Source organism: Asanoa iriomotensis, assembly GCF_016862515.1.
Classification (GTDB): Bacteria; Actinomycetota; Actinomycetes; order Mycobacteriales; family Micromonosporaceae; genus Asanoa; species Asanoa iriomotensis.
This window is the reverse complement of sequence record NZ_BONC01000043.1, coordinates 1-26,213: the sequence shown is the minus strand read 5'-3', so window position 1 is coordinate 26,213 and position 26,213 is coordinate 1. Positions and strand designations below refer to the sequence as shown.

General features: G+C 73.1%; 29 protein-coding genes, 1 tRNA gene and 1 pseudogene. 13 read left to right on the top strand and 18 right to left on the bottom strand.

Annotated features, from left to right (window positions below; all coding sequences use genetic code 11):
- Positions 1 to 18 precede the first annotated feature (18 nt).
- Together Air01nite_RS26485 and Air01nite_RS26480 are read left to right on the top strand one after the other, a co-directional pair.
- A complete protein-coding gene (locus Air01nite_RS26485) occupies positions 19 to 279 on the top strand; it encodes a winged helix-turn-helix domain-containing protein (protein ID WP_203706023.1) in 261 nt (86 codons plus the stop codon).
- A 38-nt stretch (positions 280 to 317) separates the two neighbouring features.
- The gene (locus Air01nite_RS26480) at positions 318 to 1,133 is read left to right on the top strand and encodes a DUF72 domain-containing protein (RefSeq protein ID WP_203706061.1); all 816 of its coding nucleotides are present in this window, start codon (positions 318 to 320) and stop codon (positions 1,131 to 1,133) included.
- Here the strand turns inward: Air01nite_RS26480 and Air01nite_RS26475 are convergent.
- Entirely contained in the window at positions 1,130 to 2,080 is a 951-nt protein-coding gene (locus tag Air01nite_RS26475) for a S41 family peptidase (protein WP_275408311.1), read from the bottom strand. The genes Air01nite_RS26480 and Air01nite_RS26475 overlap by 4 nt on opposite strands.
- Here Air01nite_RS26475 and Air01nite_RS26470 point away from each other — a divergent pair.
- Positions 2,065 to 2,565, top strand: a complete 501-nt coding sequence (locus tag Air01nite_RS26470) for an ArsR/SmtB family transcription factor (protein ID WP_203706021.1) — start codon at positions 2,065 to 2,067, stop codon at positions 2,563 to 2,565. The two genes, Air01nite_RS26475 and Air01nite_RS26470, sit on opposite strands and share 16 nt — an antisense overlap.
- 6 nt (positions 2,566 to 2,571) lie before the next feature.
- On the opposite strand, the gene Air01nite_RS26465 is transcribed toward Air01nite_RS26470, so the two are convergent.
- A complete protein-coding gene (locus Air01nite_RS26465; RefSeq protein ID WP_203706020.1) occupies positions 2,572 to 3,423 on the bottom strand; it encodes a fumarylacetoacetate hydrolase family protein in 852 nt (283 codons plus the stop codon).
- Between Air01nite_RS26465 and Air01nite_RS26460 the strand changes: the two are divergent.
- Positions 3,422 to 4,293: pseudogene (locus tag Air01nite_RS26460) on the top strand (SDR family NAD(P)-dependent oxidoreductase). The gene Air01nite_RS26465 and the pseudogene Air01nite_RS26460 overlap by 2 nt on opposite strands.
- Here Air01nite_RS26460 and Air01nite_RS26455 read toward each other — a convergent pair.
- From Air01nite_RS26455 to dhaK, 5 genes are read right to left on the bottom strand one after another with little or no spacing between them, the layout of a single operon-like run.
- Positions 4,290 to 4,580: an HPr family phosphocarrier protein gene (locus Air01nite_RS26455; protein ID WP_203706019.1), complete on the bottom strand. Its 291-nt coding sequence runs from the start codon at positions 4,578 to 4,580 to the stop codon at positions 4,290 to 4,292. The pseudogene Air01nite_RS26460 and the gene Air01nite_RS26455 overlap by 4 nt on opposite strands.
- Complete coding sequence (dhaM, locus tag Air01nite_RS26450) at positions 4,564 to 4,965, bottom strand: dihydroxyacetone kinase phosphoryl donor subunit DhaM (RefSeq protein ID WP_203706018.1); 402 nt, start codon at positions 4,963 to 4,965, stop codon at positions 4,564 to 4,566. The genes Air01nite_RS26455 and dhaM overlap by 17 nt, the downstream gene beginning before the upstream one ends.
- On the bottom strand, positions 4,962 to 6,626 hold the full coding sequence (locus Air01nite_RS26445; RefSeq protein ID WP_203706017.1) for a putative PEP-binding protein: 1,665 nt from the start codon (positions 6,624 to 6,626) through the stop codon (positions 4,962 to 4,964). Before Air01nite_RS26445 ends, dhaM begins: the two co-directional genes overlap by 4 nt.
- Positions 6,623 to 7,258 (bottom strand): dihydroxyacetone kinase subunit DhaL, encoded by a 636-nt coding sequence (dhaL, locus tag Air01nite_RS26440; protein ID WP_203706016.1) that lies wholly within the window; start codon positions 7,256 to 7,258, stop codon positions 6,623 to 6,625. The genes Air01nite_RS26445 and dhaL overlap by 4 nt, the downstream gene beginning before the upstream one ends.
- On the bottom strand, positions 7,258 to 8,244 hold the full coding sequence (gene dhaK, locus Air01nite_RS26435) for a dihydroxyacetone kinase subunit DhaK (protein WP_203706015.1): 987 nt from the start codon (positions 8,242 to 8,244) through the stop codon (positions 7,258 to 7,260). The genes dhaL and dhaK overlap by 1 nt, the downstream gene beginning before the upstream one ends.
- Before the next feature lie 228 nt (positions 8,245 to 8,472).
- Between dhaK and Air01nite_RS26430 the strand changes: the two genes are divergently transcribed.
- Together Air01nite_RS26430 and Air01nite_RS26425 are read left to right on the top strand one after the other, a co-directional pair.
- Entirely contained in the window at positions 8,473 to 9,105 is a 633-nt protein-coding gene (locus Air01nite_RS26430) for a histidine phosphatase family protein (protein ID WP_203706014.1), read from the top strand.
- 2 nt (positions 9,106 to 9,107) lie between these two features.
- Positions 9,108 to 10,094 (top strand): BUD32 family EKC/KEOPS complex subunit, encoded by a 987-nt coding sequence (locus Air01nite_RS26425; protein WP_239090984.1) that lies wholly within the window; start codon positions 9,108 to 9,110, stop codon positions 10,092 to 10,094.
- On the opposite strand, the gene Air01nite_RS26420 is transcribed toward Air01nite_RS26425, so the two are convergent.
- From Air01nite_RS26420 to Air01nite_RS26405, 4 genes are read right to left on the bottom strand one after another with little or no spacing between them, the layout of a single operon-like run.
- A complete protein-coding gene (locus Air01nite_RS26420; RefSeq protein ID WP_203706012.1) occupies positions 10,091 to 10,699 on the bottom strand; it encodes a M23 family metallopeptidase in 609 nt (202 codons plus the stop codon). The two genes, Air01nite_RS26425 and Air01nite_RS26420, sit on opposite strands and share 4 nt — an antisense overlap.
- Complete coding sequence (locus tag Air01nite_RS26415; RefSeq protein WP_203706011.1) at positions 10,699 to 11,382, bottom strand: alpha/beta fold hydrolase; 684 nt, start codon at positions 11,380 to 11,382, stop codon at positions 10,699 to 10,701. The genes Air01nite_RS26420 and Air01nite_RS26415 overlap by 1 nt, the downstream gene beginning before the upstream one ends.
- Before the next feature lie 34 nt (positions 11,383 to 11,416).
- A complete protein-coding gene (locus Air01nite_RS26410) occupies positions 11,417 to 11,743 on the bottom strand; it encodes a DMT family transporter (RefSeq protein ID WP_203706010.1) in 327 nt (108 codons plus the stop codon).
- 14 nt (positions 11,744 to 11,757) lie between these two features.
- Positions 11,758 to 13,788 carry a molybdopterin-containing oxidoreductase family protein gene (locus Air01nite_RS26405; protein WP_203706009.1) on the bottom strand — a complete coding sequence of 677 codons (2,031 nt, stop codon included), beginning with the start codon at positions 13,786 to 13,788 and terminating at the stop codon, positions 11,758 to 11,760.
- 103 nt (positions 13,789 to 13,891) lie between these two features.
- On the opposite strand from Air01nite_RS26405, the gene Air01nite_RS26400 reads away from it, so the two are divergent.
- Positions 13,892 to 14,086 carry an antitoxin gene (locus Air01nite_RS26400; RefSeq protein ID WP_203706060.1) on the top strand — a complete coding sequence of 65 codons (195 nt, stop codon included), beginning with the start codon at positions 13,892 to 13,894 and terminating at the stop codon, positions 14,084 to 14,086.
- A 45-nt stretch (positions 14,087 to 14,131) separates the two neighbouring features.
- Positions 14,132 to 14,518: an MmcQ/YjbR family DNA-binding protein gene (locus Air01nite_RS26395; RefSeq protein ID WP_203706008.1), complete on the top strand. Its 387-nt coding sequence runs from the start codon at positions 14,132 to 14,134 to the stop codon at positions 14,516 to 14,518.
- Here the strand turns inward: Air01nite_RS26395 and Air01nite_RS26390 are convergent.
- From Air01nite_RS26390 to orn, 3 genes are all read right to left on the bottom strand, one after another.
- Positions 14,503 to 15,507 carry a glycoside hydrolase family 113 protein gene (locus tag Air01nite_RS26390; protein ID WP_203706007.1) on the bottom strand — a complete coding sequence of 335 codons (1,005 nt, stop codon included), beginning with the start codon at positions 15,505 to 15,507 and terminating at the stop codon, positions 14,503 to 14,505. The genes Air01nite_RS26395 and Air01nite_RS26390 overlap by 16 nt on opposite strands.
- Positions 15,508 to 15,576: 69 nt before the next feature.
- Positions 15,577 to 15,652 (bottom strand) — tRNA-His (locus Air01nite_RS26385).
- A gap of 85 nt (positions 15,653 to 15,737) precedes the next feature.
- Complete coding sequence (gene orn / locus Air01nite_RS26380) at positions 15,738 to 16,328, bottom strand: oligoribonuclease (protein ID WP_203706006.1); 591 nt, start codon at positions 16,326 to 16,328, stop codon at positions 15,738 to 15,740.
- Between the two features lie 75 nt (positions 16,329 to 16,403).
- On the opposite strand from orn, the gene Air01nite_RS26375 reads away from it, so the two are divergent.
- Entirely contained in the window at positions 16,404 to 17,579 is a 1,176-nt protein-coding gene (locus tag Air01nite_RS26375; protein WP_203706005.1) for a glycosyltransferase 87 family protein, read from the top strand.
- Positions 17,580 to 17,874: 295 nt separating this feature from the next.
- On the opposite strand, the gene Air01nite_RS26370 is transcribed toward Air01nite_RS26375, so the two are convergent.
- The 4 genes from Air01nite_RS26370 to Air01nite_RS26355 form a co-directional block, all read right to left on the bottom strand.
- Positions 17,875 to 20,040, bottom strand: a complete 2,166-nt coding sequence (locus Air01nite_RS26370; protein WP_203706004.1) for a hypothetical protein — start codon at positions 20,038 to 20,040, stop codon at positions 17,875 to 17,877.
- A 151-nt stretch (positions 20,041 to 20,191) separates the two neighbouring features.
- Positions 20,192 to 20,908: a YcnI family copper-binding membrane protein gene (locus tag Air01nite_RS26365; RefSeq protein WP_203706003.1), complete on the bottom strand. Its 717-nt coding sequence runs from the start codon at positions 20,906 to 20,908 to the stop codon at positions 20,192 to 20,194.
- 13 nt (positions 20,909 to 20,921) lie between these two features.
- Entirely contained in the window at positions 20,922 to 22,574 is a 1,653-nt protein-coding gene (locus tag Air01nite_RS26360) for a copper resistance CopC/CopD family protein (RefSeq protein WP_203706002.1), read from the bottom strand.
- Positions 22,571 to 23,287 carry a zf-HC2 domain-containing protein gene (locus Air01nite_RS26355; RefSeq protein ID WP_203706001.1) on the bottom strand — a complete coding sequence of 239 codons (717 nt, stop codon included), beginning with the start codon at positions 23,285 to 23,287 and terminating at the stop codon, positions 22,571 to 22,573. Before Air01nite_RS26355 ends, Air01nite_RS26360 begins: the two co-directional genes overlap by 4 nt.
- Positions 23,288 to 23,321: 34 nt before the next feature.
- Here Air01nite_RS26355 and Air01nite_RS26350 point away from each other — a divergent pair, with 34 nt between their 5' ends.
- The 4 genes from Air01nite_RS26350 to Air01nite_RS26335 all read left to right on the top strand — a co-directional run.
- Positions 23,322 to 23,915: a sigma-70 family RNA polymerase sigma factor gene (locus tag Air01nite_RS26350; protein ID WP_203706000.1), complete on the top strand. Its 594-nt coding sequence runs from the start codon at positions 23,322 to 23,324 to the stop codon at positions 23,913 to 23,915.
- A 67-nt stretch (positions 23,916 to 23,982) separates the two neighbouring features.
- A complete protein-coding gene (locus Air01nite_RS26345) occupies positions 23,983 to 24,483 on the top strand; it encodes a DoxX family protein (RefSeq protein ID WP_203705999.1) in 501 nt (166 codons plus the stop codon).
- A complete protein-coding gene (locus Air01nite_RS26340) occupies positions 24,480 to 25,193 on the top strand; it encodes a DsbA family protein (RefSeq protein WP_203705998.1) in 714 nt (237 codons plus the stop codon). Before Air01nite_RS26345 ends, Air01nite_RS26340 begins: the two co-directional genes overlap by 4 nt.
- On the top strand, positions 25,194 to 26,213 hold a 1,020-nt coding region (locus Air01nite_RS26335), incomplete at its 3' end, for a hypothetical protein (RefSeq protein ID WP_203705997.1).

Sequence of the window (26,213 nt, the reverse complement as noted above, 5' to 3'; positions counted from 1 at the left end):
AGTGATGGGAGGGCTGCGATGGGCCGCAGGCCGAGCTACATGGACATCGTCGACGACATCCGTCGACAGATCGCCGGTGGCCGGCTGGCGCCCGGTGCCACGCTCCCGACCTGCCGCGAGCTGTGCGCGAGATACCAGGTGAGCCGGCAGACCGTCGGCAGCGCGATGATCGTGCTCCGCACACAGGGCCTGGTCGTGGGCCAACAGGGCCGCGCGGTCTACGTCTCCGCGGACCCGAAGCGCCTCCTCCTGGCCACGAACGGCCCCGACGGCGACTGACTACCGTAGGGACCATGCGGCTTCAGGTGGGTTGCGCGATGTGGACGCTCAAGTCCTGGCACGGACGCTTCCTGCCGCCGCAGTCCCCGGACCGGTTGCGGCACTACGCGGGCTGGTGCGACGCGGTCGAGGGCAACACGACCTTCTACGCGACGCCGACCCGGGAGACCGTGGAGTCGTGGGCGCGGCAAACCGACCCCGACTTCCGGTTCGTCGTCAAACTGCCCAAGGTGATCACGCACGAGCGCCGCCTCGTCGACGTCGAGGCGCCATTGCGGGCGTTCCTGGACGCGATCTCGCCGCTCGGTTCGCGCGCGCACGCGCTGTGGGTCCAACTCCCGGGTTCGTTCACCCCGGCCGACGTCGGCAGCCTCGCGGTCTTCCTGCGGCGACTTCCGACCGATCACCGGTACGCGGTCGAGGTGCGACACCCGGCGTTCTTCACGGACGCCCGCGCGACCGCGGAGCTCGAGCGCGCGCTCGGCGGCGCCGAATGGATCCCGTTCGACACCACCGCCTTCTTCGACCGCCTGCCGACCAGTGCCGCCGAGCGGGAGGCGTGGATGAAGAAGCCGCGCATGCCGCTGCGCACCCGCTTGTTGACCGAGTTCCCGATCGTCCGCTACCTCGGCCGCGACGCCACCGCGGAGACGGTCGCCGGCTGGCAGCGGTGGGTCGACCTCGCCGCCGGTTGGCTGCGCGAGGGTCGGTCACCGACGGTCTTCATCCACACGCCGGACAACGCCGACGCCCCGGCCCTCGCCCGCCGCTTCCACGACGAGGTCCGGGCCCGCGTGCCCGCGCTGCGGCCCCTGCCGGAGCCCGTACCCGTGGAGCCGTTGACGCTTTTCTAGCGACCCGCCGTGATCCGTTCCCGGAGCAGGCGAAGTGCCGCGGCCATGGTGTCGTCGGGAGCGGTCTCGACGGTGGGCACCACGCCCGTGCCTTCCCAGTTGCCGCCGGTTATCGGGGAGACCGAGCGGGCGACCGGAACGGTCAGCTCCAGGTGGTCGTCGATCCGGAAGCCGCGCCGGGGGTGGGCGCCGCCGCGGCTGCGTTGACCGACCACGGTGGCCCGGCCCGTCTGCTGCAGGTCGTAGGCGAGCTGTTCGCCGCCCGAGAACGTGGTGCCGCTGATCAGCACGGCGACCGGCTTGTCCGGGCCGAAGCGGCGGCCCGGCACGTACGGCAGGGTCCAGGTTTGCGTCACGCGCCCGGTGGTGCGTTCGAAGAGACCGCTCAGCTCGACCGGCTCGCCACCCAACAGGTAGCTGCAGATGAACGTGACCATCGAGGGTTCGCCGCCGAGGCAGTGGCGCAGGTCGAGGACCAGGGCGTCGGCCGTCGCGACGAGGGTCATCGCCGCCGTCATCGTGTCGCCGGAGACGACGGTCGGGAACAGCACCGGGTTGAGGTCGAGATGGGCGATGCCGCCGTCGAGACGCTGGACGGTGGCGACGCCGCCGCCGGTGCTGTCGGCCCAGGCGGCCATCGTGGCGAGGTCGGTGTCGTCCTCGCCGTGCCCGGCCGGCAACGGTTCCGCGTGGTGGATCAACCGCAGATGCTTGTCGCCGTTGACGGACTGGAGGTCACGCGTGACGGCGTCGGCCAGGGCCACACTGTCGGCCGGATAGGAGGCGGATTGGAGCACCCCGACCACCTCGTCCGCCACCTCGGGGAAGACGTAGTGCTTCGACATCAGATCGACGACTTGCCCAACGATCTCCATGACCGAAAGAGTCAAGAGTTCTTGACCCTTTGTCAAGCCCCTGCTTCGCTGATGCGATGACCAACGGGCCACCGGCACAGACGCTCGAGACTCGACACTTCAAGGCGCTGTCGCACCCGACGCGGCACCGGATGCTCTTCGCGCTCGGCGACAAACCCGCCACCATCAGCCAACTCGCGGCCGCCCTGGCGACGGGCAAGGGCAACATCGCCCACCATCTCAAGGTGCTGCTGGCGGCGGACCTGGTCCGACCGGCGGGAACCCAGCGGGTGCGCGGGGGCGTCGAGCAGTACTACGAGCGGACGGCACAAGCCGTCCACCTGCCCAGCGAGCACTACGCCGAGCACCTGCCGACGGCGTTCCGGGCCATCGCCGAGGAGATCGCGGGCGCCGAGCAGGAACCCCTGCTGGTCCTGCGGTACCTGCGCCTGAGCCCCGAGCAGGCCGCGCGGATCACCGAGACCCTCAACGCGATCGCGCACGAGACCCAGGACGCGGGCACCGACCACCCGCGGTACGGGGTCCTACTCGGACTCTTCCGGCCCGCGGGCGGCTGACGCGCGTCAGGCTTGACCGACCAGTTGGCGCTGCCGGCCCAGGCCCTCGATCTCGAGCTCGACCACGTCACCGGCCGCCAGATAAGGGAAGCGGCCCGAGAGGGCCACGCCCTCCGGGGTGCCGGTGTTGAGCAGGTCGCCCGGCTCCAGCACCGTCAGCTGGCTCAGCTCGTAGATCAGCGTCGCCACCGAGAAGATCATGTCGGCCGTCGTCGAGTCCTGGCGCGGCTGGCCGTTGACCCACGAGCGCAGGCGCAGCGCCTGCGGGTCCGCGATCTCGTCGGCGGTCACCAGCCACGGCCCGAGCGGGTTGAAGGTCTCGCAGCTCTTGCCCTTGGACCACTGGCCGCCGCTCTGGCGGAGCTGGAACTCCCGCTCCGAGACGTCGTTGGCGATCGCGTAGCCCGCGACGTGGGAGAGCGCCTCCGCGGGCGACGACAGGTAGCGGGCCCGGCGGCCGATCACGACCGCCAGCTCCACCTCCCAGTCGGTCTCCTTCGAGGCGCGCGGGATCAGCACCTCGTCGTCCGGGCCGACGACCGTGTTGGGGGCCTTGTAGAACATCACCGGCTGCTCCGGCGGAGCCGCACCCGACTCGGCGGCGTGCGCCGCGTAGTTCATCCCGATGCAGAGCACCACGCTCGGCCGGGCGATCGGTGCGCCGATCCGCTGACCCGTGACGTCGACCGCCGGCAGCGTTCCGGCGGCGTGCGCCGCGCGCACCCGCTCGACGCCGTCACCGGCGAAGAACGCCGGGTCGATGTCGGCGGTGACGCCGCTCAGGTCGAAGTGCTGACCCGCCGCGTCGAGCAGGACGGGCCGCTCGGCGCCGGCCGGGCCGATCCGCATCAGTCGCATGCCGCTTCTCCTTCGCTCAGGCGGCGACCCACCGCCGTCGGTCGACGGTACCCGGGCACACGCGGTCGGCCCGCACCCTGGGTGCCGTCCGGGCCGCAGAGCACAATTCGCCGCACGTGGTCGATGGAGGTTCTCGATGGGTGAGTTCGACGGCAAGGTGGCGCTGGTCACCGGCGGATCGCTGGGCATCGGCGCGGCCGTGGTCGAGCGTCTGGTGTCCGGCGGCGCCGCGGTGGCCTTCTGCGGACGGGAACCCGACGCCGTGGCCGAGCTGGCCGGGCGGACGGGTGCGTGGGGCACCGTCACCGACGTGACCGACCCGGCGGCGGTGGACGGGCTCGTCGCCAGGTCGGTGGACCGGTTCGGCGGCCTCGACATCGTGGTCACCAGCGCCGGCGTCCAGCGCTACGGCACGGTCGAGGAGACCTCCGACGCGCTCTGGGCCGAGGTGCTCGACGTCAACGGGCCCGGGGCGGCGGCGCGATCGTCGCCGTCTCGTCCGTGCAGGCGTACGTGTCGCAGCAGGGCGTCGCCGCGTACGCGGTCAGCAAGGCCGGCATCAACGCGCTGGTCCGCTCGATGGCGCTGGACCACGCCGGGGAGAACATCCGGGTCAACGCCGTGTGCCCGGGCTCGGTCGACACGCCCATGCTGCGCGGGGCCGCCGACCTCCACAAGGGCGACTCGACGGTGGAGGAGACGGTCGCCACCTGGGGCCGCACGCATCCGCTCGGCCGGGTCGCCCGCGCCGCCGAGGTGGCGGAGGTCGTCGCCTTCCTCGCCAGCGACCGCGCGTCGTTCGTCACAGGCGCGGAGTACCGCGTTGACGGCGGCCTGCTCGCCGTCAACCCGGCCGCCCTCCCCCACTAGGCGTCGGCGGCTTCGGCCGCGGTGAGGATGTCGGCGGCCTCGTCCGCGACCGCTTCCGCGCCGGGGCCCGTGACCGTCACCGTGACCTCGGTGCCGGTTACCGCGCCCATCGCCATCACGGCCAGCACGCCCCGGGCGTTGGCCTTCTTCTCACCGGCGACGAGCTGGATGGTGGCCTCCTTGTGCCGCCCCGCGAGCTGGGCGAGCTGGCCGGCCGGGCGGGCGTGCAGCGGTTTGGGCAGCACGACCACGCGCTCCGCGACATCGTCCTCAGAACTTGGCGGCATCGCGCGCCTCCTCGGCCGCCGCGATCACCGCGGGCAGGTCGGCGCCCGTGCCCGCGGCCACGGCGGCCGCGACGGCGCCCTCCACGAACGGCGCGTCGACGAGCTGCGCGGTGGTCTCGCCGGCCAGGTCGGCCAGCACGGACCGGGCGCTGAGCACCGCGCTGCCAAGGTCCGGGATCAGCACCACGCCCGAGCCCGCGTCGGCGTCCTCGATCGCGGCCTCGATCTTGTCAGGGCTCGTGCCCAGCCCGCCATCGGGTGCGCCGCCGGCCGGCACCACGGTCGCGCCGCCCGCGATCTGCCGGACCAGGTCGGCCGCGCCCTCGGCGAGCGCCTCGCTGTGCGAGACCAGCACGATGCCCACGAGTCCAAGGCCTTCAGTCATGGCATGACCACCTCGATCCGCTCCTCGACCAACTCGGCGACATCGCCGGCGCCACCCAGCCGCAGCGCGTCGGTGAACAGCGCCCGGCACTGTTCGGTGTCCAGCCGGCGGAGCCGCCAGCGGGTCTCGTCGATCCGCGCCACCGCCACGCTGACCGACCGCACGCCGGCACCGACCAGCAGCGGCAGCGTCGTCGGGTGCGAGCCGGCGTCGCCACACACCGTCAGCGGCGGCAGTCCCGCTGCCACGGCCGCGTCGACCACCTTGCCGATCAACGACAGCACGCGCGGGTGGGCGGCCAGCTCCGTGCGGGCCCGCGGGTCGACGCGGTCCAGGTCGAGCACCTCGGAGGTCAGGTCGTTGCTGCCGATCGAGACGAAGTCCGCGACCTGGCAGAGGGCGTCGATCTGGCGCACGGCGGACACCGTCTCGACCATGGCGCCGACCGGCGGCACCGGCGTGCCGAGGTTCGCGGCGGACGCCTCGACCGCGGCCCGCACGGGTGCCATCTCCGACGGGTCCGACACCATCGGCACCATGATCCGCAGGCCGACGTCGCGACCGAGGTCCAGGATCGCCCGGACCTGGGCGATCACCGCCTCGGGGTGGGCGAGCAGCACCGGCAGCCCGGCGGGCGGTGACAGGAACGGGGGGATCTTGTCGTTGGCGAAGTCGAGCAGCCGCACCGTGACGGGCCGCCCGCTCGCCTCGGCGAGCAGCGGTGCCAGCGCGCGCCGGTGGTCGGCCTCGGTGGGCCAGCGGTCGGCCTCGAGGAACTGCAGCTCGGTGCGGACCAGGCCGCTGCCGATCGCACCGCTGTCCAGTGCCAGCCGCACCTCCACATCGGACGATACGTTGGCGTACAGGCCGAACGGCTGGTCGTCGGCGGTCACGTGCGGCAGGCCGCGCTCGGCGGCGAGCCGGTCGCGGCGCTCGACCTCGCGGGCCGACGCCGCCTCCGTGCTGGCCACCTCGGCGGCCGAGGGCTCCGCGACCACCGCGCCGGCGTCGGCGTCGACCAGCAGGTCGGTCGCGTCCGGCAGGTCCAGCACCTCCGCGTCGACGCCCATGACCAGCGGCAGCCCGACCGAGCGGGCGACGATGGCCGCGTGCGAGTTGGCGCCGCCGCGCACGGCGACCGCGCCGACCAGGCCGGCGCCGAGGTGCTCGATCAGGTCGGCCGGGCCCAGCTCGGCGGCGACCAGCACGAACCGTTCGGCGGGCGCGTCCCGGCCGACTCCCCCGTACGCCAGCCGTTCCACCACCCGGCGACCGACCTGGCGCACGTCGGCCGCCCGCTGCCGCAGCGCTTCGTCGTCCAGGGAGTCCAGCACGGTGGCGTAGCCCTCGACGGCGTCGCGTACCGCCGGCAACGGCTGCGCGGTCCCGGCCGCCTGTTTGGCCGAGTCCACCAGGTCCGGGTCGGCGGCGATCAGCGCGCCGACCGCGACGATGTCGGCGGCCGCCGTGCGGCCCTGCGCGCGCACCTGCTCCGCCACCCGGTCGAGGTCGGCGGCGACCGCGGCGAACGCCGCCTCCACCTCGTCGGGACCGATGTGGACGGTGAGCGCGGGGACCGGTCGGTCCGCGCGCCACGAACCGGCGACGGCGGCGCCCGGCGCGACCCCTTGCCCGGTCCACCGGTGCGCGACCGCCGTCACGTCGCCTCGCCGGCGGCCACCGTGGCCAGGGCCCGCAGGATCAGCACCGTGGATGCCGCGCCCGGGTCCTGGTGACCGATGGTGCGCTCGCCGAGGTAGCTGGCCCGCCCCTTGCGGGCCAGCATCGGCACGGTCTCCTGCAAGCCGCGCTCGGCGGCCTCCGCGGCCGCCCGGGTGGCACCGACGAGGTCGGCGCCACCCTCGGCGGCCACCTGGTAGGCGGTGACCGCCGGACCGAGCGCGTCGAGCATCGTCTTGTCGCCCTCGTGCGCGGCGCCGAGCTGCTGGATCCCGTTGAACGCCGCCTCCAGCGACGAACCCAGCCGCGCCACGTCGACCTCGGTCGCGTCGGCCAGGGACTTGCCGGCCTGGCGGAACGCGGTGCCGTAGAGCGGGCCGGACGCGCCGCCGGTCTTGCTGATCAGCGCCCGGCCGACCGTCTGGAGCACCGCGCCCGGCGTCTCGGCCTCGGCCTTGTCGAGCATCTCGTCCGCCGCCTGGAATCCGCGGCGCAGGTTGATGCCGTGGTCGCCGTCGCCGATCGCCGCGTCGAGCCGGGTCAGCTCCTCGGCCTCCGCCGTGATCAGCCGGGCCGACTCGTGCACCCACGCGCGGAACGCGCTGGTGTCCATCAACGGCCCCAGCGCAGCGCCGGCGTCTGCACCGGTGCGTCCCACAGGTCGGTGAGGTCGGGCGTCATCCGGCACACCGTGATCGAGCAGCCGGCCATCTCCAGGCTGGTGATGTAGTCGCCGACCAGGTTGCGGGTGATGATGCCGCCGTGCGCCTTCAGCCAGTCGGCGACCGCGGCGTAGACCACGTACAGCTCGATCAGCGGAGTGCCGCCCAGGCCGTTGACCATCACCATCACTTCGTCGTCGAGCGGCATGTCGGCGTGGATCGCCTCCAGCGCGATGGCGGCGACCTCCCGGGCGGTGGACATCGGACCCCGGGCCCGGCCCGGCTCGCCGTGGATGCCCACGCCGATCTCGATCTCGTTGTCGCCCAGCTCGAAGCCCGGACTGCCGGTGGCCGGGATGACGTTGGCCGTCAGTGCCACGCCGAACGAACGGGACCGGTCGTTGACCTCGCGCCCGATCGCCGCGCAGGTGGCCAGGTCGGCACCGCGCTCGGCGGCCGCACCCACGATCTTCTCGACGAACACCGTGCCGCCGGTGCCGCGCCGGCCCGCGGTGTAGGTGCTGTTCTCCACCGCGACGTCGTCGTTGACCAGCACCGACTCGACCTGGAGACCGTCGTCGCCGGCCAGCTCGGCGGCCATCTGGAAGTTGAGCACGTCGCCCGTGTAGTTCTTCACGATGTGCAGCACGCCGGCGCCGCCGTTGACCGCCTTCGTGGCGGCCAGGAGCTGGTCGGGCACCGGCGAGGTGAACACCTCACCCGGGCAGGCGGCGTCGAGCATGCCGTAGCCGACGAAACCGCCGTGCAGCGGTTCGTGGCCGGAGCCGCCGCCGGAGACGAGGCCCACTTTGCCCGCCGTCGGTCCGCGGGTGATGTACCGGTCCTCGAGGTTGACGGTGAGCTCCGGGTACGCGGCCCCGAACCCGATGAGCGCATCGGTGAGCACGTCGTCGGGCGCGTTGATCAGTTTCTTCACGACTCTGACTCCTTATCCGGCTGTCCGGGCTCGGAACGCCCTCCTGGAGCGAGGCGGAAGAACGAGGATCGGCCCCGCGAAAGGTCGCGCCGGGCACGTGGCCGCGCGATAGGCGCGCTGAGGCCACCCCTGCCAAATATCAGCTTAGCGGGCGTTAAGGAGGCGGGTCCGACTTTCCGGAATCGGCGGCTTATCCGGGCATCCCGGGCAGGCCCTAAGATCAACGCCATGACCCGGGTACGCCTCGTGCTGGTCCGGCACGGCGAGTCGCACTGGAATGTGGAAGAGCGCTACCAGGGGCAGGAGGATTCCGGGCTGACCGAGGTCGGCCGGGCCCAGGCCGAGATGGCGGCCGAGGTGCTGATCGACAGGTACGGCGCCGCCGACCTGGTGCTCTCCAGCGACCTGCCGCGGGCCGTGGACACCGCCGCCGCCTACCTGCGCAGGATCGGCGGCTCGGCGCGCACGGATGCCCGCCTGCGCGAGATCGACGTGGGCACGTGGGGTGGCCGCACCCGTGCCGAGGTCGCCGCCGCCCATCCCGACGAGATCGCGGCGTTCAACCGCGGCGTCGACATCCCGCGCGGCGGCGGCGAGACGTTCGGGCAGTTGCGCGAACGGGTCTGGGCGGCGCTGTCCGAGGCGGTCGGCGCGACGGTCGTCGTCTTCACCCACGGCGGGCCGATCCGGGTCGCCACCGCGGCCGCGTTGCGCGTGCCGCCGCCGGGCGAGCACGCCTTCGCGTCGGTCTCGAACTGCTCCCTGACGGTCATCGACCACGCCGGCCCGACCGGCGTCCACCGACTGGTCGCCTACAACGCGCCGACCGCGGCCGGCAGCCAAGCGACCAAAGTGGAGTGACCGTGCGGCTCTCCCGGCACGCGCGTGCCTCGGCCGCGCTCGCACGCCGCGGCGACACCGAGTTGGCGGCACTGCTGCACGCGGCGCCCGTCGTCGCCGTCGGAGTCGGTGGCGGCTGCTCGTTGCTCGACGTCGAGGGCGTGCCGGTGTTCGCCAAGCGGATCCCGATCACCGACCGCGAGCTCGACCGTCCACACAGCACGGCGAACCTGTTCGGGTTGCCGACCCACTGCCAGTACGGCATCGGCGGACCGGGCTTCGGCGCGTGGCGCGAACTGGCCGCGAACGAGATCGTCACCGAGGCGGTCCTGGCGGGCGTGACGGCGTCGTTCCCGTTGCTGCACCACTGGCGGGTGCTGCCCGGCCGGTCGCCCGTCGCCGAGGAGCATCAGGCCGTCGACGCGGTCGTCGCCCTGATGGGCGGCTCCCCCGCGGTGCGGGAACGGCTCACGGCGCTGGCCGGCGCCACCAACAGCCTCGTGCTCTTCCTCGAGTACGTGCCCCGGCCGCTCGGCGACTGGCTCGCCGACGACCCGGTCGCCCGGGCGACCGCGCTGGAGCGGCAGCTCGCGGACATCACCACGTTCCTGCGCGACCACGGGCTGCTGCACATGGACGGGCACTTCGAGAACATGCGTGCCGACGGCGAGCAGGTGTTCCTCACCGACTTCGGGCTGGCCACCTCGCCGCACTTCGACCTTTCCGCCGCCGAACGCGAGTTCGTGGCGCGACATGCCGACCACGATGCGGGGTACGCGGCCATGCGGTTGGTCAACTGGCTGGTCGGCACCGTGTGCGGGGTGCGGTCGGACGGCCCGCCGGTGGCCCGCAACGCGTACGTGCGCCGCTGCGCGACCGGCGACATCCCGCCCGATCTGCCACCACCAGTGACGAAGATCCTCGCCCGGCACGCGCCGGACGCCGCCCGGATGAACGCCTTCTACTGGCGGCTCTTCGACGGCGACGTGCACACCCCGTACCCGGTCTAAGGGCAGTTGGCGCTCGTCCGTTCCACCTCGTACTCGTGGTCGTCGGTGGTGATGCCCGAGGGCGCGCCGCCGAACCAGGCCTCCACCTTCTCCCGCGCCATCCGCTGCTCGTAGTGCAGGTGCGGGGCGCCGGAGTCGCCCGTGCTGCCGACCTTGCCGATCTGCTGGCCGACCGCCACGTCGTCGCCGACCTCGACCAGCGGCGGCTCCAGCATGTGCAGGTACTGGCTCTCCCAGCGGTCGCCGTGGTCGATCTTCACCCAGTAGCCGCCGCCGCGGCCCTTCGGGCCGTTCGGGTTCTCCGGCGTGCGCCCGCCGAGCGCGCCGTTGATGCCGGACTCGATCACCGTGCCGCCCGCCGACGCCAGCACCGGCCGGCCCCACGAGTCGCCCTCCGTCGGGAACAGGTCGACGTCGAAGTCGTCGTGGCCCGGGTAGGTGGACAGCCGCCAGGTCTCGCCGCAGGTCACCGGAAGCTGGAACAGCGGCCGCGGCCCGGGCCGGCGCAGGTGGTCGACCAGCAGCAGGACGAGCACGGTGGCGACGACGATCGCGACGCCGGCGCCGACGGCACTGGCGCTGGCGCGGGTGGGTGCCGCGGTCATCAGGTGCCCAGGAACGTCTCGACCGCGTCCGCGAAGGCGGCGGGCGCGTTCGGGTGCACGACGTGCCCGACCGGGATCGTGGTGAGCGCGCCGGCCGGCAGCCGCGCCGCCATCTCCGCCATCGCGTCCTGCGGCAGGAAGCTGTCGGGGCCGCCGGCCACGACCAGCACCGGCACGGTGATCTTCGCCAGGTCGTCCCACCAGCGCGGGTCCGGCGCGTTGAGCGAGGCCAGCACGCTGGGTCGGATCTCGCGGTCGTAGAACGGCGCCGAGTCGGGCAGCCCGGTCGGCACCGGGATGCCCAGCGGCACCGGCGGCGGCGCCTCCTCCAGCACCAGGGCCGCCACCCGCTCCGGCGCGGCCATGGTGAGCAGCAGGCTGACCAGCCCGCCGAGCGAGTGACCCACCAGCACCACCCGGTCGAGCGACAGGCGGTCGAGCAGGGCCAGCACGTCGTCGCGGAACACGATCGGCCCGTACGGGCCGGTCCGCTCGCTGGCGCCCATCCCCCGCAGCTCCGGCACGTAGACCCGGCGATGCTCGGCGAACCGCGGCGCCAACTCGTCCCAGCTCGACCCGTCCCCGCCACCACCGTGCAGCAACACCATCGGCACGCCGTCAGCGGAACCGGGGAACACCCGACACGCCAACTGAACCCGGCCCGTGTCGACGTAGTCGGTCATGTCCACGACCCTATGCGGCCCGCGCCACCGAGCCCTAGTGGCTCGTCGTGCGGCCGAGCTCCAGCGCGACCACGCCGGCGATGATCAGCACGAGGCCGCCGATCTGCACCGGTGACAGCGACTCGTGCAGGAACACCGCACCGACGGTGGCGATCAGCGCGACCCCGATCGCGGACCACACCGCGTACGCGACGCCGACGTTCATGCCGAGCTTGAGCGCCTGCGACAGCGCGTAGAACGCGAAACCGTAACCGACCACGAGGATCACCGTCGGCACGAGGCGGGTGAAACCCGCCGAGGCGCGCAGCGCCAAGGTGGCCGCGACCTCGGAAACGATCGCGCCCGCCAACCAGAACCACACCCGCGGTGCCCCTCTCAGTGCGCGGTCAACTCGACCCGGATGTCGTGGAACGTCGGGGCGCCGCCGAGGTCGGCGTCGCGCACGGCGGTGACCGCGTTGACGGTGTTGCGACCGGGGCTCCGCTTGGCCCAGTAGGCCTTGAAGGTGAACGCCACACCGGGCCGCGTGGCGTCGTCGACCGCCACGGCCGCATCGAAGGCGCCGTTGGCGTTGTGCACCCGCACGGACGCACCGTCGGCGAGCCCGCGGGCGGCGGCGTCGTCCGGGTGCAGGTGGATCCGCGGCGGGCCCATCTTCTTCTCGTGCCAGGGCAGCGACGCGAACGTGGAGTTGAGGAAGAACCGCCCGGCGGCGGCGATCAGCACGAGGCCGGGACCGTCGTGTGCCACCGGCGGCGTGTAGCCGACCAGCGGGTCGACGCCCTGATCGGCGAGCGCGGGATCGTGCAGCCGCGCCCGGCCGGTCGGCGTCGGGAAACCGCCCTTGGCGAACGGCGCGCTGCCCACGGGCACACCGGTGGTGCGGGCCCAGGTGGTCTCGGCCAGCTCCTCGAAGGTGACCGGCCCACCGGCCAGGTGCTGCCGGACCAGCTCCTCGTCGCTCTCGTGGAGCCGTGGGTGGTGCAGCCCGAGGGCGGCGGCGATCCGGCGGAAGATCTCGGTGTTCGGCAGCGCCTCACCGGGCGGCGCGGTGGCCGGCAGGTTGAGCGCCGTGTAGTGGTGCCCGTAGGAGCTGACCAGGTCGAGGTGCTCGGGCTGCATCGTGGCCGGCAGCACCACGTCGGCGTAGTCGCAGGTGTCGGTCCAGCGCTGCTCCAGGACGACGGTGAACAGGTCGGCGCGGAGCAGCCCGGCCCGCAGCCGGGTCTGGTCGGGCGCGGTGGCCGCCGGGTTGGCGTCGAAGACCACCAGCGAGCTGACCGGCGGGTCCGCCTCCCCGGTCAGCACGGCGGCGAGCCGGCTCATGTTGACCCGGCGGGCCGGCGGCTGCGGCAGGTCGGCCGGGCGCGCGACGTCGGTCTCGCCGCCCGGGAAGTGCCCGCTCGTCATGCACAGCGCGCCGCCGCCCGGATAGCGGAAGTCGCCGGTGACCAGCGGCAGCGCGCAGATCGCCCGGATCGCCTGGCCGGCGCCGGCGTGCCGCTGCAGGCCCAGCCCGACCTTGATCGCGGTCGGCCGGGTGGTGGCGACGCGGTCGCCGAGGTCGCACAGCACGGCGGGGTCGAGGCCGCACTCGGCCGCGGCCCGCTCGACCGGCCACTCCGCGAGTCGCTCGGCCAGCTCCGGCCAGCCGTCGACGTGTGTCTCGAGCCACTCGAGGTCGGCCGCGCCCGCGTCGACGACGTGCCGCATGAGGCCGAGCGCGAGCGCGCCGTCGGTGCCGGGCAGCGGCGCGACGTGCGCGTCGGCGCGGCCCGCGGTGTCGGTGCGCAGCGGGTCGATGGCCACCACATAGGCGCCTCGCCGCCGGGCCTCCTGCACGAACGGCCACAGGTGCAGGTGGGTGGAGAGCAGGTTGGCTCCCCAGAGCAGGATCAGCCTGGCCTCGACGATCGACTCCGGCTCGAAGCCGACCATCCCGCCGTAGAGGGAGTCGAGGGCGGCGCCCGCGGCCGCGGTGCAGATCGTGGTGCGCAGCCGGCTGGCGCCGAGGTGGGCGAAGAGCCGCTGGCCCATCGTGTAGCCCTGGACGTCGCCCATCGTGCCGGCGAAGTAGTAGGGAAGGATCGACTCGGCGCCGTGCCGGTCGATGCTGTCCCGCAGCCCGGCGGCGACCCTTTCGAGCGCCTCCGGCCAGGTGGCCGGCCGGAAGGCGACCGGGCCCTCGCCCTTGGGGCCGACCCGGACCATCGGCGTGGCCAGCCGGTCAGGCCCGTTGACCGCGTCGAGATAGCGGTTGACCTTGCCGCAGAGCACGCCCCGGGTGAACGGGTGGTCGGCGTCGCCGCGGATCTCCACCGCCCGCCCGTCCTCGACGGTGAGCTGCCAGACACAAGTGTCCGGGCAGTCGAGCGGGCAGGCGCCGCGGTGCGTGGTTCGGGCCATGCCGGCGATGCTACGTGAGCCCCAGCCGTACCATCTCTCGCATTTTCCCGCAGGTCAGCGCGGTGGCCGGTTTGGCGGTGACGGGCCGGGGAAGACGGCCGGCATGGGATTCATGGACCGTTTGAAGAGCATGGCCGGTAAGCACGACGACAAGGTCGACCAGGGCCTCGAAAAGGGCGGCGACAAGGTCGACGAGCGCACCGGCGGCAAGTACGACCAGCAGATCGACAAGGGCGTGGACGAGGCGCAGAAGCGCACGGGTGGCGGCGACACGATGCCGGGCGATCAGATGCAGTAAGCGCCGGGGCGGCCCGGAGGGCCGGGATTGCCGTACCGTCATGGCATGGCGACCCTGGACGACGTGTCCCGGTTGGCCGCTCGGCTGCCGGAGGCCACGCAGGGCGAGCGACACGGCAACCGCGCGTGGTCGGTGGCGGGCAAGGTGTTCGCCTGGGAGCGGCCGTTCAGCAAGGCCGACCTCAAGCGCTATGGTGACGCGCCCGTCCCGGCCTATCCGATCGTCGCGACCGTGGTGGGCGACCTCGCCGAGAAGGAGGCCGTGCTCGCCGCGGGCACGCCCGGGATCTTCACGATCCCGCATTTCGACGGCTACGCGGCCGTGCTGATCGAGCTGGCCGAGGTCGACGAGACCGCACTCGAGGCCGCGCTGGTCGACGCGTGGCTCGCCAAGGCACCGGCCAAGCTGACCCAGGCCTATCTGGCCGGCTGACCGTAGCGGGCCGCCACGGCGTGGAACGCCGCCTTGGGCTCCCAGCCGCCATCGGGCCGCATCGCGACCAGGCCGTACGACGCCAGGTCCAGGTCGTGGGCCGGGTCGTCGGGCCGGTGCGGCAGCGCGAAGCCCGCGAACGTGAACCAGAACGCGCCCGCCACCCGCTCCGCCTCGAACACCGCGTCGAGTTCGTGCAGATACTTGACCTGCTCGGCCTCGAACCGCTCGTACTCCGCCGGGATCGACCGGTCTTCGCGCACGATCGTCCAACCCAGGCCGCCGCGGTCCGCCGCGCCGCGGTAGGTGCAGCAGCCGAACTCGGTGACCACCACGGGACGACCGAAACGGTGGTACGCGCGCAGCTCCTCGGCATAGCGGCCGGCGTTCCCGGAGTCCCGGTAGGCGTCCACCGACACGATGTCGAACAGGTCCCAGTCGACCTGCTCCCAGAGCCCCGCGGCGTACGTGAGCCGGCCACCGAACACCTCCCGCGCCGCCGCGACCGTCTCGCGCTGCACGTCCCTGGCCCGCTGGAAGCCCGCCAGCAACGGCTCCCGCCCTGCCGGTGAGGACCAGGTGGCCGGGTCCGTCATCGTCGCGGTCCGGCCGGCCAACCCCTCCCCTGGCACGAAACCCGCGCTGAACAATGTCAGCTCGCACCCGAGCACGAGCACGACCTCGCCCGCCGCCGCGCGGCGCAGCTCCTCGGCCCGCTCCGCGGCGCCCCGCAGGTAGCGGACCAGCTCGTCGGGGCCGAGGTCGTAGGGGAACGGCGAGAACCACACGTCGAGCCCGGCCGCCGCGGCGTGCCGGCCGGCGGCGAGGATCCGGTCGGGGTCGTCACCGGAGATCCGCACCGCGGTCGCGTGCAGGTCGCCGGCGATCGCGGCCATGTCGCGCCGCACCGCGCCGTCGTCGAACGACGGGCGGCTGTCGAAGTCGTCGAGCTTCTGGCCGGTGTCGTAGTTCACCCCGCGGATCTCCACGATCCCGACGCTACGCGTTGATCACAAAGCCGAACGGCCCGGCCGGGAAACCCGGCCGAGCCGTCGCGATGGGGTGACTGAGGGGATTTGAACCCCCGACACCCGGGACCACAACCCGGTGCTCTGCCAACTGAGCTACAGCCACCATGCCGACCCGCGCCGGCTTACCGCCGGGCGAGGCGCCGACCAATGATAGCCATAGGCCGGCCGGTGACGTCGACAGGGATACGTCAAAGATCCGCTGCGATGGCCTTGGCGGTTTCCACGTCCGGGCCCGGAAGGGGCACGAAGACCGTGCGGCGGTAGTACTCCAGCTCGCGGATGCTCTCGCGGATGTCGGCGAGGGCGCGGTGGGCCAGGCCCTTGGCCGGCTGACCGAAGTAGACCCGCGGGTACCAGCGCCGGCACAGCTCCTTGATCGACGAGACGTCGATCATGCGGTAGTGCAGGTGGGCGTCGAGCCGGGGCATGTCGCGGGCGAGGAAGCCGCGGTCGGTGGCGATCGAGTTGCCACACAGCGGGGCCGTGCGCGGGTCTTTCACGTAGGTCGTGATGTAGGACAGGAGCTGGTCCTCGGCCTCTTCCATGGTGACGGTCGACCGGCGCACCTCCTCGGTCAGCCCGGACTTGCCGTGCATCTCGCGGACCACGTCGGGCATGCCGTCGAGCTGCGCGTTGGAGGCGTGGATGACCACATCCACGCCCTCGCCCAGCACCTGGAGGTTGGGGTCGGTCACCAGCGCCGCGACCTCGATCAGGGCATCCCTGCCAAGGTCGAGACCGGTCATCTCACAGTCGATCCAGACCAGAAGATCAGCCACGATCGACAGCCTACGCGCAGGGGCAGGTCCGCGGCCTCCACTAGGCTCCCGGGGGTGCAGGCAGCTGCTCCCCCGATGAAGATCAAACCCAGCACCGCGCGGCGGATCGCCGTCGTGACCGCGCTCACCGCGGCGGCGGTCGCTTTCGTCTGGGTGTACGCCGCCCGTCGCGATTTCTTCGACCTGCGCATCTACGTCAGCGCGCTGCGCTGGTGGGCCGACGGGCACCCGCTCTACGACTACGCGCAGCCCGACCGGGTGCAGGGCGAGCTCTACTTCACCTATCCGCCGTTCGCCGCGCTGCTGCTGCGCCCGTTCGCCGCGGTGCCGGTCGGGTTCACGATCGGCTTCTTCTGCGTGTTCACGGTCGCCGCGGTCGCGGTGGCCGCCTGGTGGCTGACCGCGCCCGTCGCCGACCGCCGCGGGCTGCCCCGGTGGCTGCTCGCAGGCCTGTTGTTCCCGGTGGCGCTGGCGGTCGAGCCGACCCGGGAGACGTACTTCTTCGGCCAGATCAACATGCTGTTGGTGCTGCTGATCCTGGCCGACTTCGGCTACGCCGTGCCCCGCCGCTGGTTCTGGGCCGGCGCGGGCGTAGGCCTGGCCACGGCGATCAAGCTGTTCCCGGGCATCTTCATCCTGTACTTCCTGGTCACCCGGCGCTGGCGGGAGGCGGCCGTGTCGGGCGGCACCGCGGTCGTGGCCACCCTGCTGGCCGCCGCGGTGGCACCCCGCGACTCGTGGCAGTTCTGGACCGCGTCCCTGTTCTCGACGGAGCGGGTCGGCCGCACCGACTACACCGGCAACCAGTCCCTGCAGGGGCTGCTGGCCCGGCTGGTCGCGCCCGAGGAACCCGCGAAGGCGCTGTGGCTGGTGCTGGCCCTGGCGGTCACCGGGTTCGGGATGTGGCGGGCGGCGCGGGCGTTCCAGGCCGGCGACGACCTCTCCGGTGTGACGCTGACCGGCCTGGTGGGCGCGCTGGTCAGCCCGATCACCTGGCCGCACCACGTGTTCTGGTTCGTGCCGGCGCTGGTCGTCCTGGTGGACTCGGGGCGGCGCCGGGACCTGGCCCTGGCCGGCGGGACGCTGGCGGTCGCGCTGTACGGGGTCAACACGTTCATCGACTGGGGCGTGGCGGCGGAACCGACCCGGACGGTCGGTGACTTCGTGCTCCGGAACCTGTACGTGCTCGCGGCGCTCGCGCTGATCGCGCTGTTGCCCGCGCGCAGAGGCGCCCGAGGCCCTGTTTCATAACTGGGGTCGAGGCGAGGCGGAGTCCAGGGGTCGGCTGGGCGTGCGGCGGCTTTGCCCGGATACCGGTGTTGTATCCGGGTGAAGCCGCCGTGCGGCCAGGCGGCGCCTGGGCCCGCCGCAGCCCGGCCCCAGTTATGAAACAGGGCCTAGATCCGCCCAGAACCGGACAGACGTAGCCAGTCGCGACCGGAGGGGTTAAACTGGCATTAACGGATCGACTTCTCCGGTTGCACCGTTCCCCCGGTGAGAGCGGCCCTTCGCGTCGGCAGCGCGAAGGGCCGCTCTGTCTTTCGGGTCAGCTTGCCTGGTCAGTGGCCCGATTGGTCGGGCTGGCGGCCCGCCGCCGGGTGGTGGCCGGCCGCTTGTTGGCCAGCGCCGCGACCGCGTTGTGCGCCGGTCCCGCCTCGGTGTTCTCCGGTGCGGGCAGGCCCGCGGCGGTCTTCCGGCGGCGCTTCGGCGGCGTGGCCTGTCCCCCGAACGGAGTACCCGTCGAAATCTCGGCCGGCGCCTTGTCGGCCGCCTCGGCCGCCTCGGTCGCCTCGGCCGTCTTGCGGCGCCGGGTCGGCTTGGCCGCCTCGGTCTCCGGTCCGGCTGCCGTGGCCTTCTTGGCCCGCGTCGTGCGCTTGGGCTTGGCCGGCGCCGGCCGGTCGCCGGTCACCGGAGCTTCGCCCGGGTCGCCGGCCACCGAGGCCTCGCCCGGATCGCCGGTCACCGAGGCCTCGCCCGGGTCGCCGGCCACCGGAGCCTCGCCCGGGTCGCCGGTCGAGGCGACCTCGGCGCCCGTGCCGACCGGGGTGCCGACCGCGGCCGGACTGTGCGTGGCGCTCGGCTCGTCGGTGGCCGAGCCGGCGGTCTCGATGACCTCGATGCCCGCCATCGGGAGCATCGGCTCGGGCTCGGGCGCCGGCTTCGCCTTGGCCGACTTGGTCGTCGTGCGGCGGGCCCTGGCCTTCGCCGGCTTGGCCTCCGCCGGCCCGGTCTCGGCGACCGTCGTCTCGCCGGTCGGTTCCGCCTCGGCGGTGGGTGCGTCCTGCCGGTCCGCGTCGCGCGGCTGCGGTGCGGTCTTGGCACGGGTGCGGGCCGCGACGACCGGCCGGTCGGGGCTCTCGCCGGTGGGCTCGACCGCGGTGTCGACGAACACCACCGGGCGCTTCTTCGCCGCCGCCGTGGTCTTGGCCGGGCGTTCCGACTCGTCGCTCTTGACCGCGCGCAGGTGCTTGGCGCCGGAACGCTGCGCCGGGGTCCGGCCGTCCGACTCGTCCACCTCGGCACGGGGAGCCGGCGTACGCGCCGCGGCGTCGGTGTTCGCACGCGACGCCGGGATCGCGGTGGCCGCGCCGGCGGGCGCACCCGAGGTCGGCACCGCCTCGACCGAGAGCTGTGTCGCCACGGCGGTCACCGCGGGCAGGCCGGCCAGTCGGGCGGCCTCGGCCCGGCGCCAGGCGCTGGGCGTCGAGGGCGTGGGCTCACCGGACTCCGGGGACCGGGCCGGCGACGACGGGCCGGGCTGAGCCGGCGGCCAGGCCGGGCCGGGCGGCGGCGTGGCCGGCAGGCCGGCGCCGGCCAGCGCGTCGGCCAACGTCGCCGGGCGGGTCTGCGGTGTGTCGGACGGCCACTGCGGCCAGGTGCCGTCGGTGCCGCGAGACTGCTCGCCGGGCAGCACCGGCACCGGCTCCGCGACCTCGGTCGCGGGCAACGCCGGCCAGACCGGCGGCGGACCCGCGGGGCCGTCGACCGTGGCACCGCCGAGCCGCTGGGACACCTGCGGCACCTGGCTCGGGTCGACGACGAACACCACGTCGCGCGGGCGCGTCCGCCAGGCCAGCGCCGCGATCCCGCCGGCGATCAGCAGCACCCCGGCGGCCAGCAGGCTCCAGCTCGTCGGTGCGAGCCAGCCGGGCTCGGCCGCCGCCCGCACGTCGACGGTCAGGGCGGCGCCCGCGTCGACCCGCATCACCACGAGGCTCAGCTCGCGGCCGTCGACCTCGTTGGCCGTCCACTCGATGGCGCCGCTGCCCTGCCGGATCCAGAACGACTGCGATCCGGGCGTCACGCCGGACGCCGCAGGGCCCGGTGCGGCGGTGCCGCCACCGATCGGCGTGCTGCGCACCGGCAGGTCACCACGGGCGACGGTGACCGCGTCGACCCGCGTGTAGGCGGCGCCGGACAGGTAGTCGCGCACCGCGGCCGCCGGCGCCAGGCCGAAGAACGTGTCGCCGGGCGCGGAGAGCCGCATCCGGGTGTCGCCGGCCCGGACGAAGGCGGCGTCCTCGCGCAGCAGCTTGTCGACGTCCGGCACGACGATCGCCTGGCCGGGCGTGCTCACGGGTTCCAGCGAACCACTGAACGCGCCGCCCGCGTCCCGATGTTGCATGAGTGTCCACAATGAACCGCCGACCAGCAGCACCGGCAGTCCGATAGTCAGCAACACCAGCCCGGCGACCGTGCGTACGACCCGCATCAGCGTCATCCCCCTTGATCGCGTTACCGGACAAACTCTACCCAACGTGACGATCCGAACACACGACGCAGATGGCGCGGCACGCGGACAAAGAAAATCCCGCCGGTCCAGGGACAACGCCCCAGGACCGGCGGGACCGGCGGAAAGACCGTCAGGCGGATTTACGTGTACGCATGAAGGCCAGGCCGCCGAGCACGAGACCGAGCACACCCGCGACGAGACCGGCGATGCCGAGCCCGACCGCCGCACCCGACGTACCGGAGTCGTCGGCACCGACAGCCACCGTCGCACCGGCCGTCGCGGCGGTCGTCGGCGCCGCGGCGTCGGCCGCCTTCGCCAGCTTCAGCACCGGCGCCGGGCTCTCCGGCTCCTCGCCGCCCTCGACCGGCTCGTCGATCCAGCGGGAGATGTCGCCGTCCGAGTAGGTCTGCAGGACCTTGAAGATCATCTGGTCCTTCTCGGGCAGCGGGCCCATCGAGACCGGGAACTCCTGGAACTCGCCCGGCTTGACCCCGCCGCCGGCCGCCGCGGTCCAGGTCACCTTGCCGACCACCTCGGTCACCTGGCTGCCGTGCACCTCCAGCGGCGTGGTGAGCTTGCGCTTCTCCACCACCACCGTCCAACCCGGAACCGGCATGGTCGACACCGACGCGACGGGCGCGTCCTCGGGCAGGTTCAGCTCGAGCTTCACGGTCGACGCGGTGTCGCTCTCGTTCGGCACGCGGAACGCCACCCGCCCGTACCCGCCCTGCGTGAGCGAGTTGGGATTGACCGTGACGTGCGCGAACGCCGGACCGGCGATGCCGAGGGCGACCACGACGGCGCCGGCGCTGAGAGCGGCGGCCTTGGCCAGCCGGTTACGGATCATGGGGGAACCTTTCCTACGTGACGGGCACGGTGGCGGTCACCGTGGCCTGGTCGATGTCGGATATCCGGACGACGAACTTGAGCTCCCACTGCCCCGGGCGGGGCAGTTGGATCGCGCCGCTGGCGTGCGTCGGTGCCAGGCCGAGCAGCGGGATGTCGATGGCCTCGATGCCGGCCGAGGGCAGGGACGCCGTGCCCTTCCACTCGACGACCACCTGCGGCTGGTTGTCCTTCGTGTACGCGTACAAGTGGATGTCGTTGTTGCCCTGTTGCGCGGGATCGACCTCGACCTGCAGGTTCAGCTTCGGGCTGGTGGTGATCATGGCCGAGTAGTAGCCCGCCGGCTGCTGCTGGACCGTGGAGGCGGCCGACGCGGTGCGGGCCGGCGTGGTCTGCACCAGCACCGACGACAGCGCGAGCACCACCGCGATGCCGGCGACCTCGATCAGCACCGCGCGGCGCAGCGGCTTGGGGTCGTCCGGCGCGGACCGCTTGCGCACCTGGTTGCGGGAGAACGCGGCCACCCCGACCACCGCGCCGAACAGGACGACCTTCGCGATGACCAGCTGCCCGTACGTCGTGCTGTAAAGGGCCTTGATCGTGGAGATCTCGACCAATGCCTGCACGATGCCGGCGAGGAAGAGCGTGGTCACCGCGAGCGTCGCCCAGCGCGACCAGACGGGCAGGATCACGCTCAGCTCGCGCGGCGCCGCCTGGCGGAACAGGAACGCGACCAGCATGACCAGGCCACCGAGCCAGACCGCCATGCCGGCGATGTGCGCGATGTCGACCACGACCGAGACCGCCGGCACCGGCGACGCGGCCGGGTGGCCCGAGATCGGCCAGGTGGCGAGCCCGACCACGCCCAGCACGACGAGCAGCGCCCGGTCGGCGACGCCGCTGCGGCCGGCGAACAGCGGTCGCAGCAGGAACGCCGAGGCGGCCAGCACGCCGAGCCGGATCAGGTGGGCGGTGCCGAACGTGCTGCCGAGCACGTCACGCAGCGCGGCGCCGTCGAAGTAGCCGCCGCCGGTCGTGTAGGGCGCCTGCAGGAACAGGTCGCCGAGCGTGGACAACGCCACGAGCCCGAAGCCGAGCCAGGCCAGGCCCGCCGGGCGCGCCCGGGACAGCCGCTGCGGCCAGAGCAGCGCGAGCACCAGGGCCGGGCCGATGAGCAGCACCAGGCCGGCGTACCCGAGGTACTTGACCACCGGGAACGCGATCTTGAGGAAGGTGCTCTCCTCGGCGACTGGCGCGTTGCTGTCGGTCGGCGGCGCGGCCGACGGCGCGCCCACCGAGTAGGTGAAGGCGCCCGCGATCGGGTGGCTGTCGGCCGAGATGACCCGGTAGTTGACCAGGTAGGTGCCGTTGGCGCCGCCCGACTTCAGCGGGATCCGGACCGTGGTCTCGGCGAACTCCGGCTCACCGGCGTCGGCGCGCGAGCCGTCCGGCGCGATCACGTGGATCTTGTCGGGCACCTTCCGGACGCCCTCGCTGAACGTCAGCACGACCTCCGGCGGCGAGGCCGGGACGATCGAGTTGGCGGCCGGGCTGGTGCTCTCCAGCACGGCGTGCGCGCTGGCCGGTCCGGCGGGTGCCAGGAAGACGGCGGCCCAGCCGACGACGAGCGCGGCTACGACGACGAACCGCGAGACGACCCGGCTCACCCGCGACCTGCCGCGGTCGCGGTGGTCAGCGGGGTGGTGCGGCGGCCGCCGCGGCCGAGCGCCCAGAGGGCGGCGGCCTGGACGACCGCGGCCAGGTGGCCGATCTCGTGCGCGGCGGCGGCGCGCCCGCTGGCGACGTCGACGGCGCTGGTCACGGCGAGGCAGAGGGCGAGGACGATGGCGACGGGCACGACCCCCCCGGCCCGCTCGGGGCGCAGCGCGGCGAGCGCGAAGCCCACCGCGATCGCGATGTCGAAGCAGGCCATCTCGCGGCTGGCGTGGGCGCCGAGCGCGCTCTCGACGCCGAGCAGGGCGGGAGCGGCGGAGACGAGCTGGGCGACGGCGAGCACGCCGACCGCGACGCGGAGCACCTGGCGCCGGGCGGCCGGCTCGGCCTCGGCACGCCGCTGCCGGTCGGCGGCGACGGCGGCGAGCACACCGGCGGTCAGGTCCGGCGCGACCGGTGGGGCCGCCTTGACCAGGCGGTCGAGCCGCTCGGCGCCGGTCAGCCAGGCCTGGCAGGCGGTGCAGGAGGCGGCATGCGCGTCGATCTCCGCGGCGGGTGCCGGCGGAGCCTCCCCATCGAGTCGCGCCGACAGCGCGACCCGGACGTGCTCGCACATCATGGTCAGGTAGTCGTCGGCAGGCAGCGATTGGTTCCCGGCAATCTCCCGGGTCGGCGTGGCGCTCGACACGGCGACGCCGGGAACCACGCGAAAACGGACGCGTCGCGTACATTGGGTTGCCGTGATCCCCGTCCAGCGTGCGGCCGAAGACGCGCCCGCCATCGGTGCCTCGCTCGACGCGGCGACCCGGTGGGCGCTGGCCGCGCGCGACGGAGATCCGGTGGCGCAGGCCGCGTTCGTCCGGGCGACCCAGGCCGAGGTCTGGCGGCTCGCCGCGGCGCTGGTCGATCCGGACGCCGCCGACGACGTGGCACAGGAGACCTATCTGCGGGCGTTCCGCTCGCTGCCGGACTTCGAGGGACGATCCAGCGCGCGTACGTGGCTGCTGGGCATCACCCGGCGGGCGTGCGCCGACCACCTGCGCGCGGTGGTCCGCCGCCGCCGGCTGCGCTCGCGGCTCGAGGCCCACCCGGAGCCCGAGCGGTCGGTGATGTCCGCCGCGGAGCCCGACCCGGCCCTGCGCTTCGACAGCGCGGAGCTGCTCCGCCGGCTGCCGGCCGACCGGCGCGGCGCATTCGTGCTCACCCAGCTCATCGGCCTCTCCTACACCGAGGCGGCGGAGGTCGAAGGGGTGCCGGTCGGCACGATCCGGTCGCGGGTGGCCCGCGCCCGGGCCGAACTCGTGGCGGTGCTCGCCGAGGCGGGCGCAGGCTGAAAGTCCGCCGTCAGCTAGCTGGCAGATCGCTGAGCATTGGAACCTTCGCGCAATACGGGGCGACTATATGAGCGTGACGACGTTGACCAGGAGCCTGACCTGGCCGGGCATCCGGCCGTGGCTGGGCACCCTCGCGCGGCTGGGCCTCGCGGCCGTCTGGCTGTTCGCCGGCGGCGCCAAGGTGGGTGACCTCGGCGGCTCGGGGCGCGCGGTCAACGCGTACCAGGTGATGCCCTTCGAAGTTGCCAAGGTCATCGGGGCCGCGCTGCCGTTCGTCGAGATCGCCCTCGGCGTGCTGCTCGTGGTGGGTCTGGCCACCCGCGCGGCCGCCGCCGTCTCGTCCCTGCTGCTGCTGGTCTTCATCGCCGGCATCTCGTCCGCGTGGGCGCGCGGGCTGTCCATCGACTGCGGCTGCTTCGGTTCGGGGGGCCAACTCGCCGCGGGTCAGAGTCCGAGTTACGCGCCCGAGATCGCGCGTGACATAGGTTTCCTGGTCCTAGCCGCATTCCTTCTCGTCTGGCCCCGCACCAGGTTGTCCGTCGACAGGTGGCTGGAGAGCACGACATGAGCAAGCGTCACGAGCGCAAGAGCGCCGCGAAGGTCGTCCGCAAGCAGTTGGCGGCCGAACGCCGCCGCAAACGCACGATGTGGGTCTCGATCGCCGCAGTCGCCGTCCTGGTGATCGCCGGGCTGATCGGGTGGGGGGTCTACCAGAGCCAGCGCTCCAACAGCGGGCCGCTGGTCGCGCCGGCCTCGGCCACGACGACCACCGGCGAGACCGTCGGCACCGGGCCGGTGCAGATCCAGATCTACGAGGACTTCATCTGCCCGTTCTGCAAGCAGTTCGAGGACAATGCCGGGCCGGCGATCAACAACCTGGTCAGCCAGGGCAAGGTCACGGTCACCTACAACACGGTGGCGTTCCTCGACCCGGCGTCGACCACCCAGTACTCGACCCGCTCGGCCGCGGCCGCCGCTTGCGCCGCCGACGGCGGGAAGTTCAAGCCGTACCACGACGCGCTCTACGCGCAGCAGCCCGCCGAGGGGACCGCGGGTCTCTCCGACAGCCAGTTGATCTCGATCGGCACCGGGCTCGGTCTCGACCAGGGCAGCTTCTCGCAGTGCGTGAACTCGGGCCGCTACGAGCCGTGGGTCGGATCGGTGACCGACGCGGCGGCCAAGGCCGGCGTGACCGGCACGCCGACGGTCAAGGTCAACAACCAGGTCATCCCGAACCCGACGGCGGACACCGTGGTCGCGGCTGTGAACGCGGCCTAGATGCGGGGTCTGTTGGCCGGCGCCGCTGTTGGCTTGGCGGTGCTGGTGCTGGTGCCGGCCGCGCCGGCCTGGGCGCACGGTGGGGACGCACCGGACGGCACCGACTATCGGACGGTGGTGACGTCGGTCTCCCCGGCGCCCGCGGGGCTGCGGGTCCGTGCGGTCGAGGCGGGGGCGCGGTTGGAGTTGACCAATCGCACGGGTACGACGGTCGAGGTGCTCGGCTACGAGAACGAGCCCTATCTCGAGGTGCGGCCGGACGGGGTGTACGAGAACGTGCACTCCCCCGCCGTGTACCTGAACGAGACCCTGACCGGCACGGCCACCTTGCCGCCTGCGGCTGACCCGACGCTGCCTCCCTCGTGGCGGAAGGCGTCGTCGGAGCCGGTGGCGCGGTGGCACGACCATCGGTCGCACTGGATGCTGTCTTCTCCGCCGCCTGCCGTGGCCGCCGATCCTGGGCGGCAGCAGCGGGTCCGGGACTGGGTGGTGCCGCTGCGGACCGGTGGGGTCACGGCTGTCTCGGTGTCGGGCACGCTCGACTGGGTGCCGCCGCCTCGTGGTGGGGTCTGGTGGGCGTGGTCGGTGGTTTTCGCGCTGGTGGTTGCGGTGCTGGGGCTGGTCGGGCGGCTGCGGCGGCTGGTCGGGTCGCTTTCGGTGCGCTCGTCTTCGCTCGTTCCCAGCGTTTCACCCCTGTGGGTTTTGTCGGTTTTGTCTGGCGCGTCCGCCCTGGGCGGCGTGGCGGCGGTGGTCTATGCGGTCGGCCGGGAGATAGATGCCGGCAACGACGGGGTCGGTGCGCTGGTCAACGGGCTGTTCGCGAGTCAGATCTGGCCGGTGCTGACCGGGCTAGCCGCCGTTTTCGCTTCTGGTTACGCGCTGTTCCGCCGACCGGCCGCCGACTTCGCGCTGGCCTTGGCGGGCGTGTGCGTCGCGATCTTCGCCGGGGTCAGCAACGCGGGCGCGTTCACCAACGGCGTAGTGCCCGTACCCTGGTCGCCTTTTGTGGGTCGCCTGCTC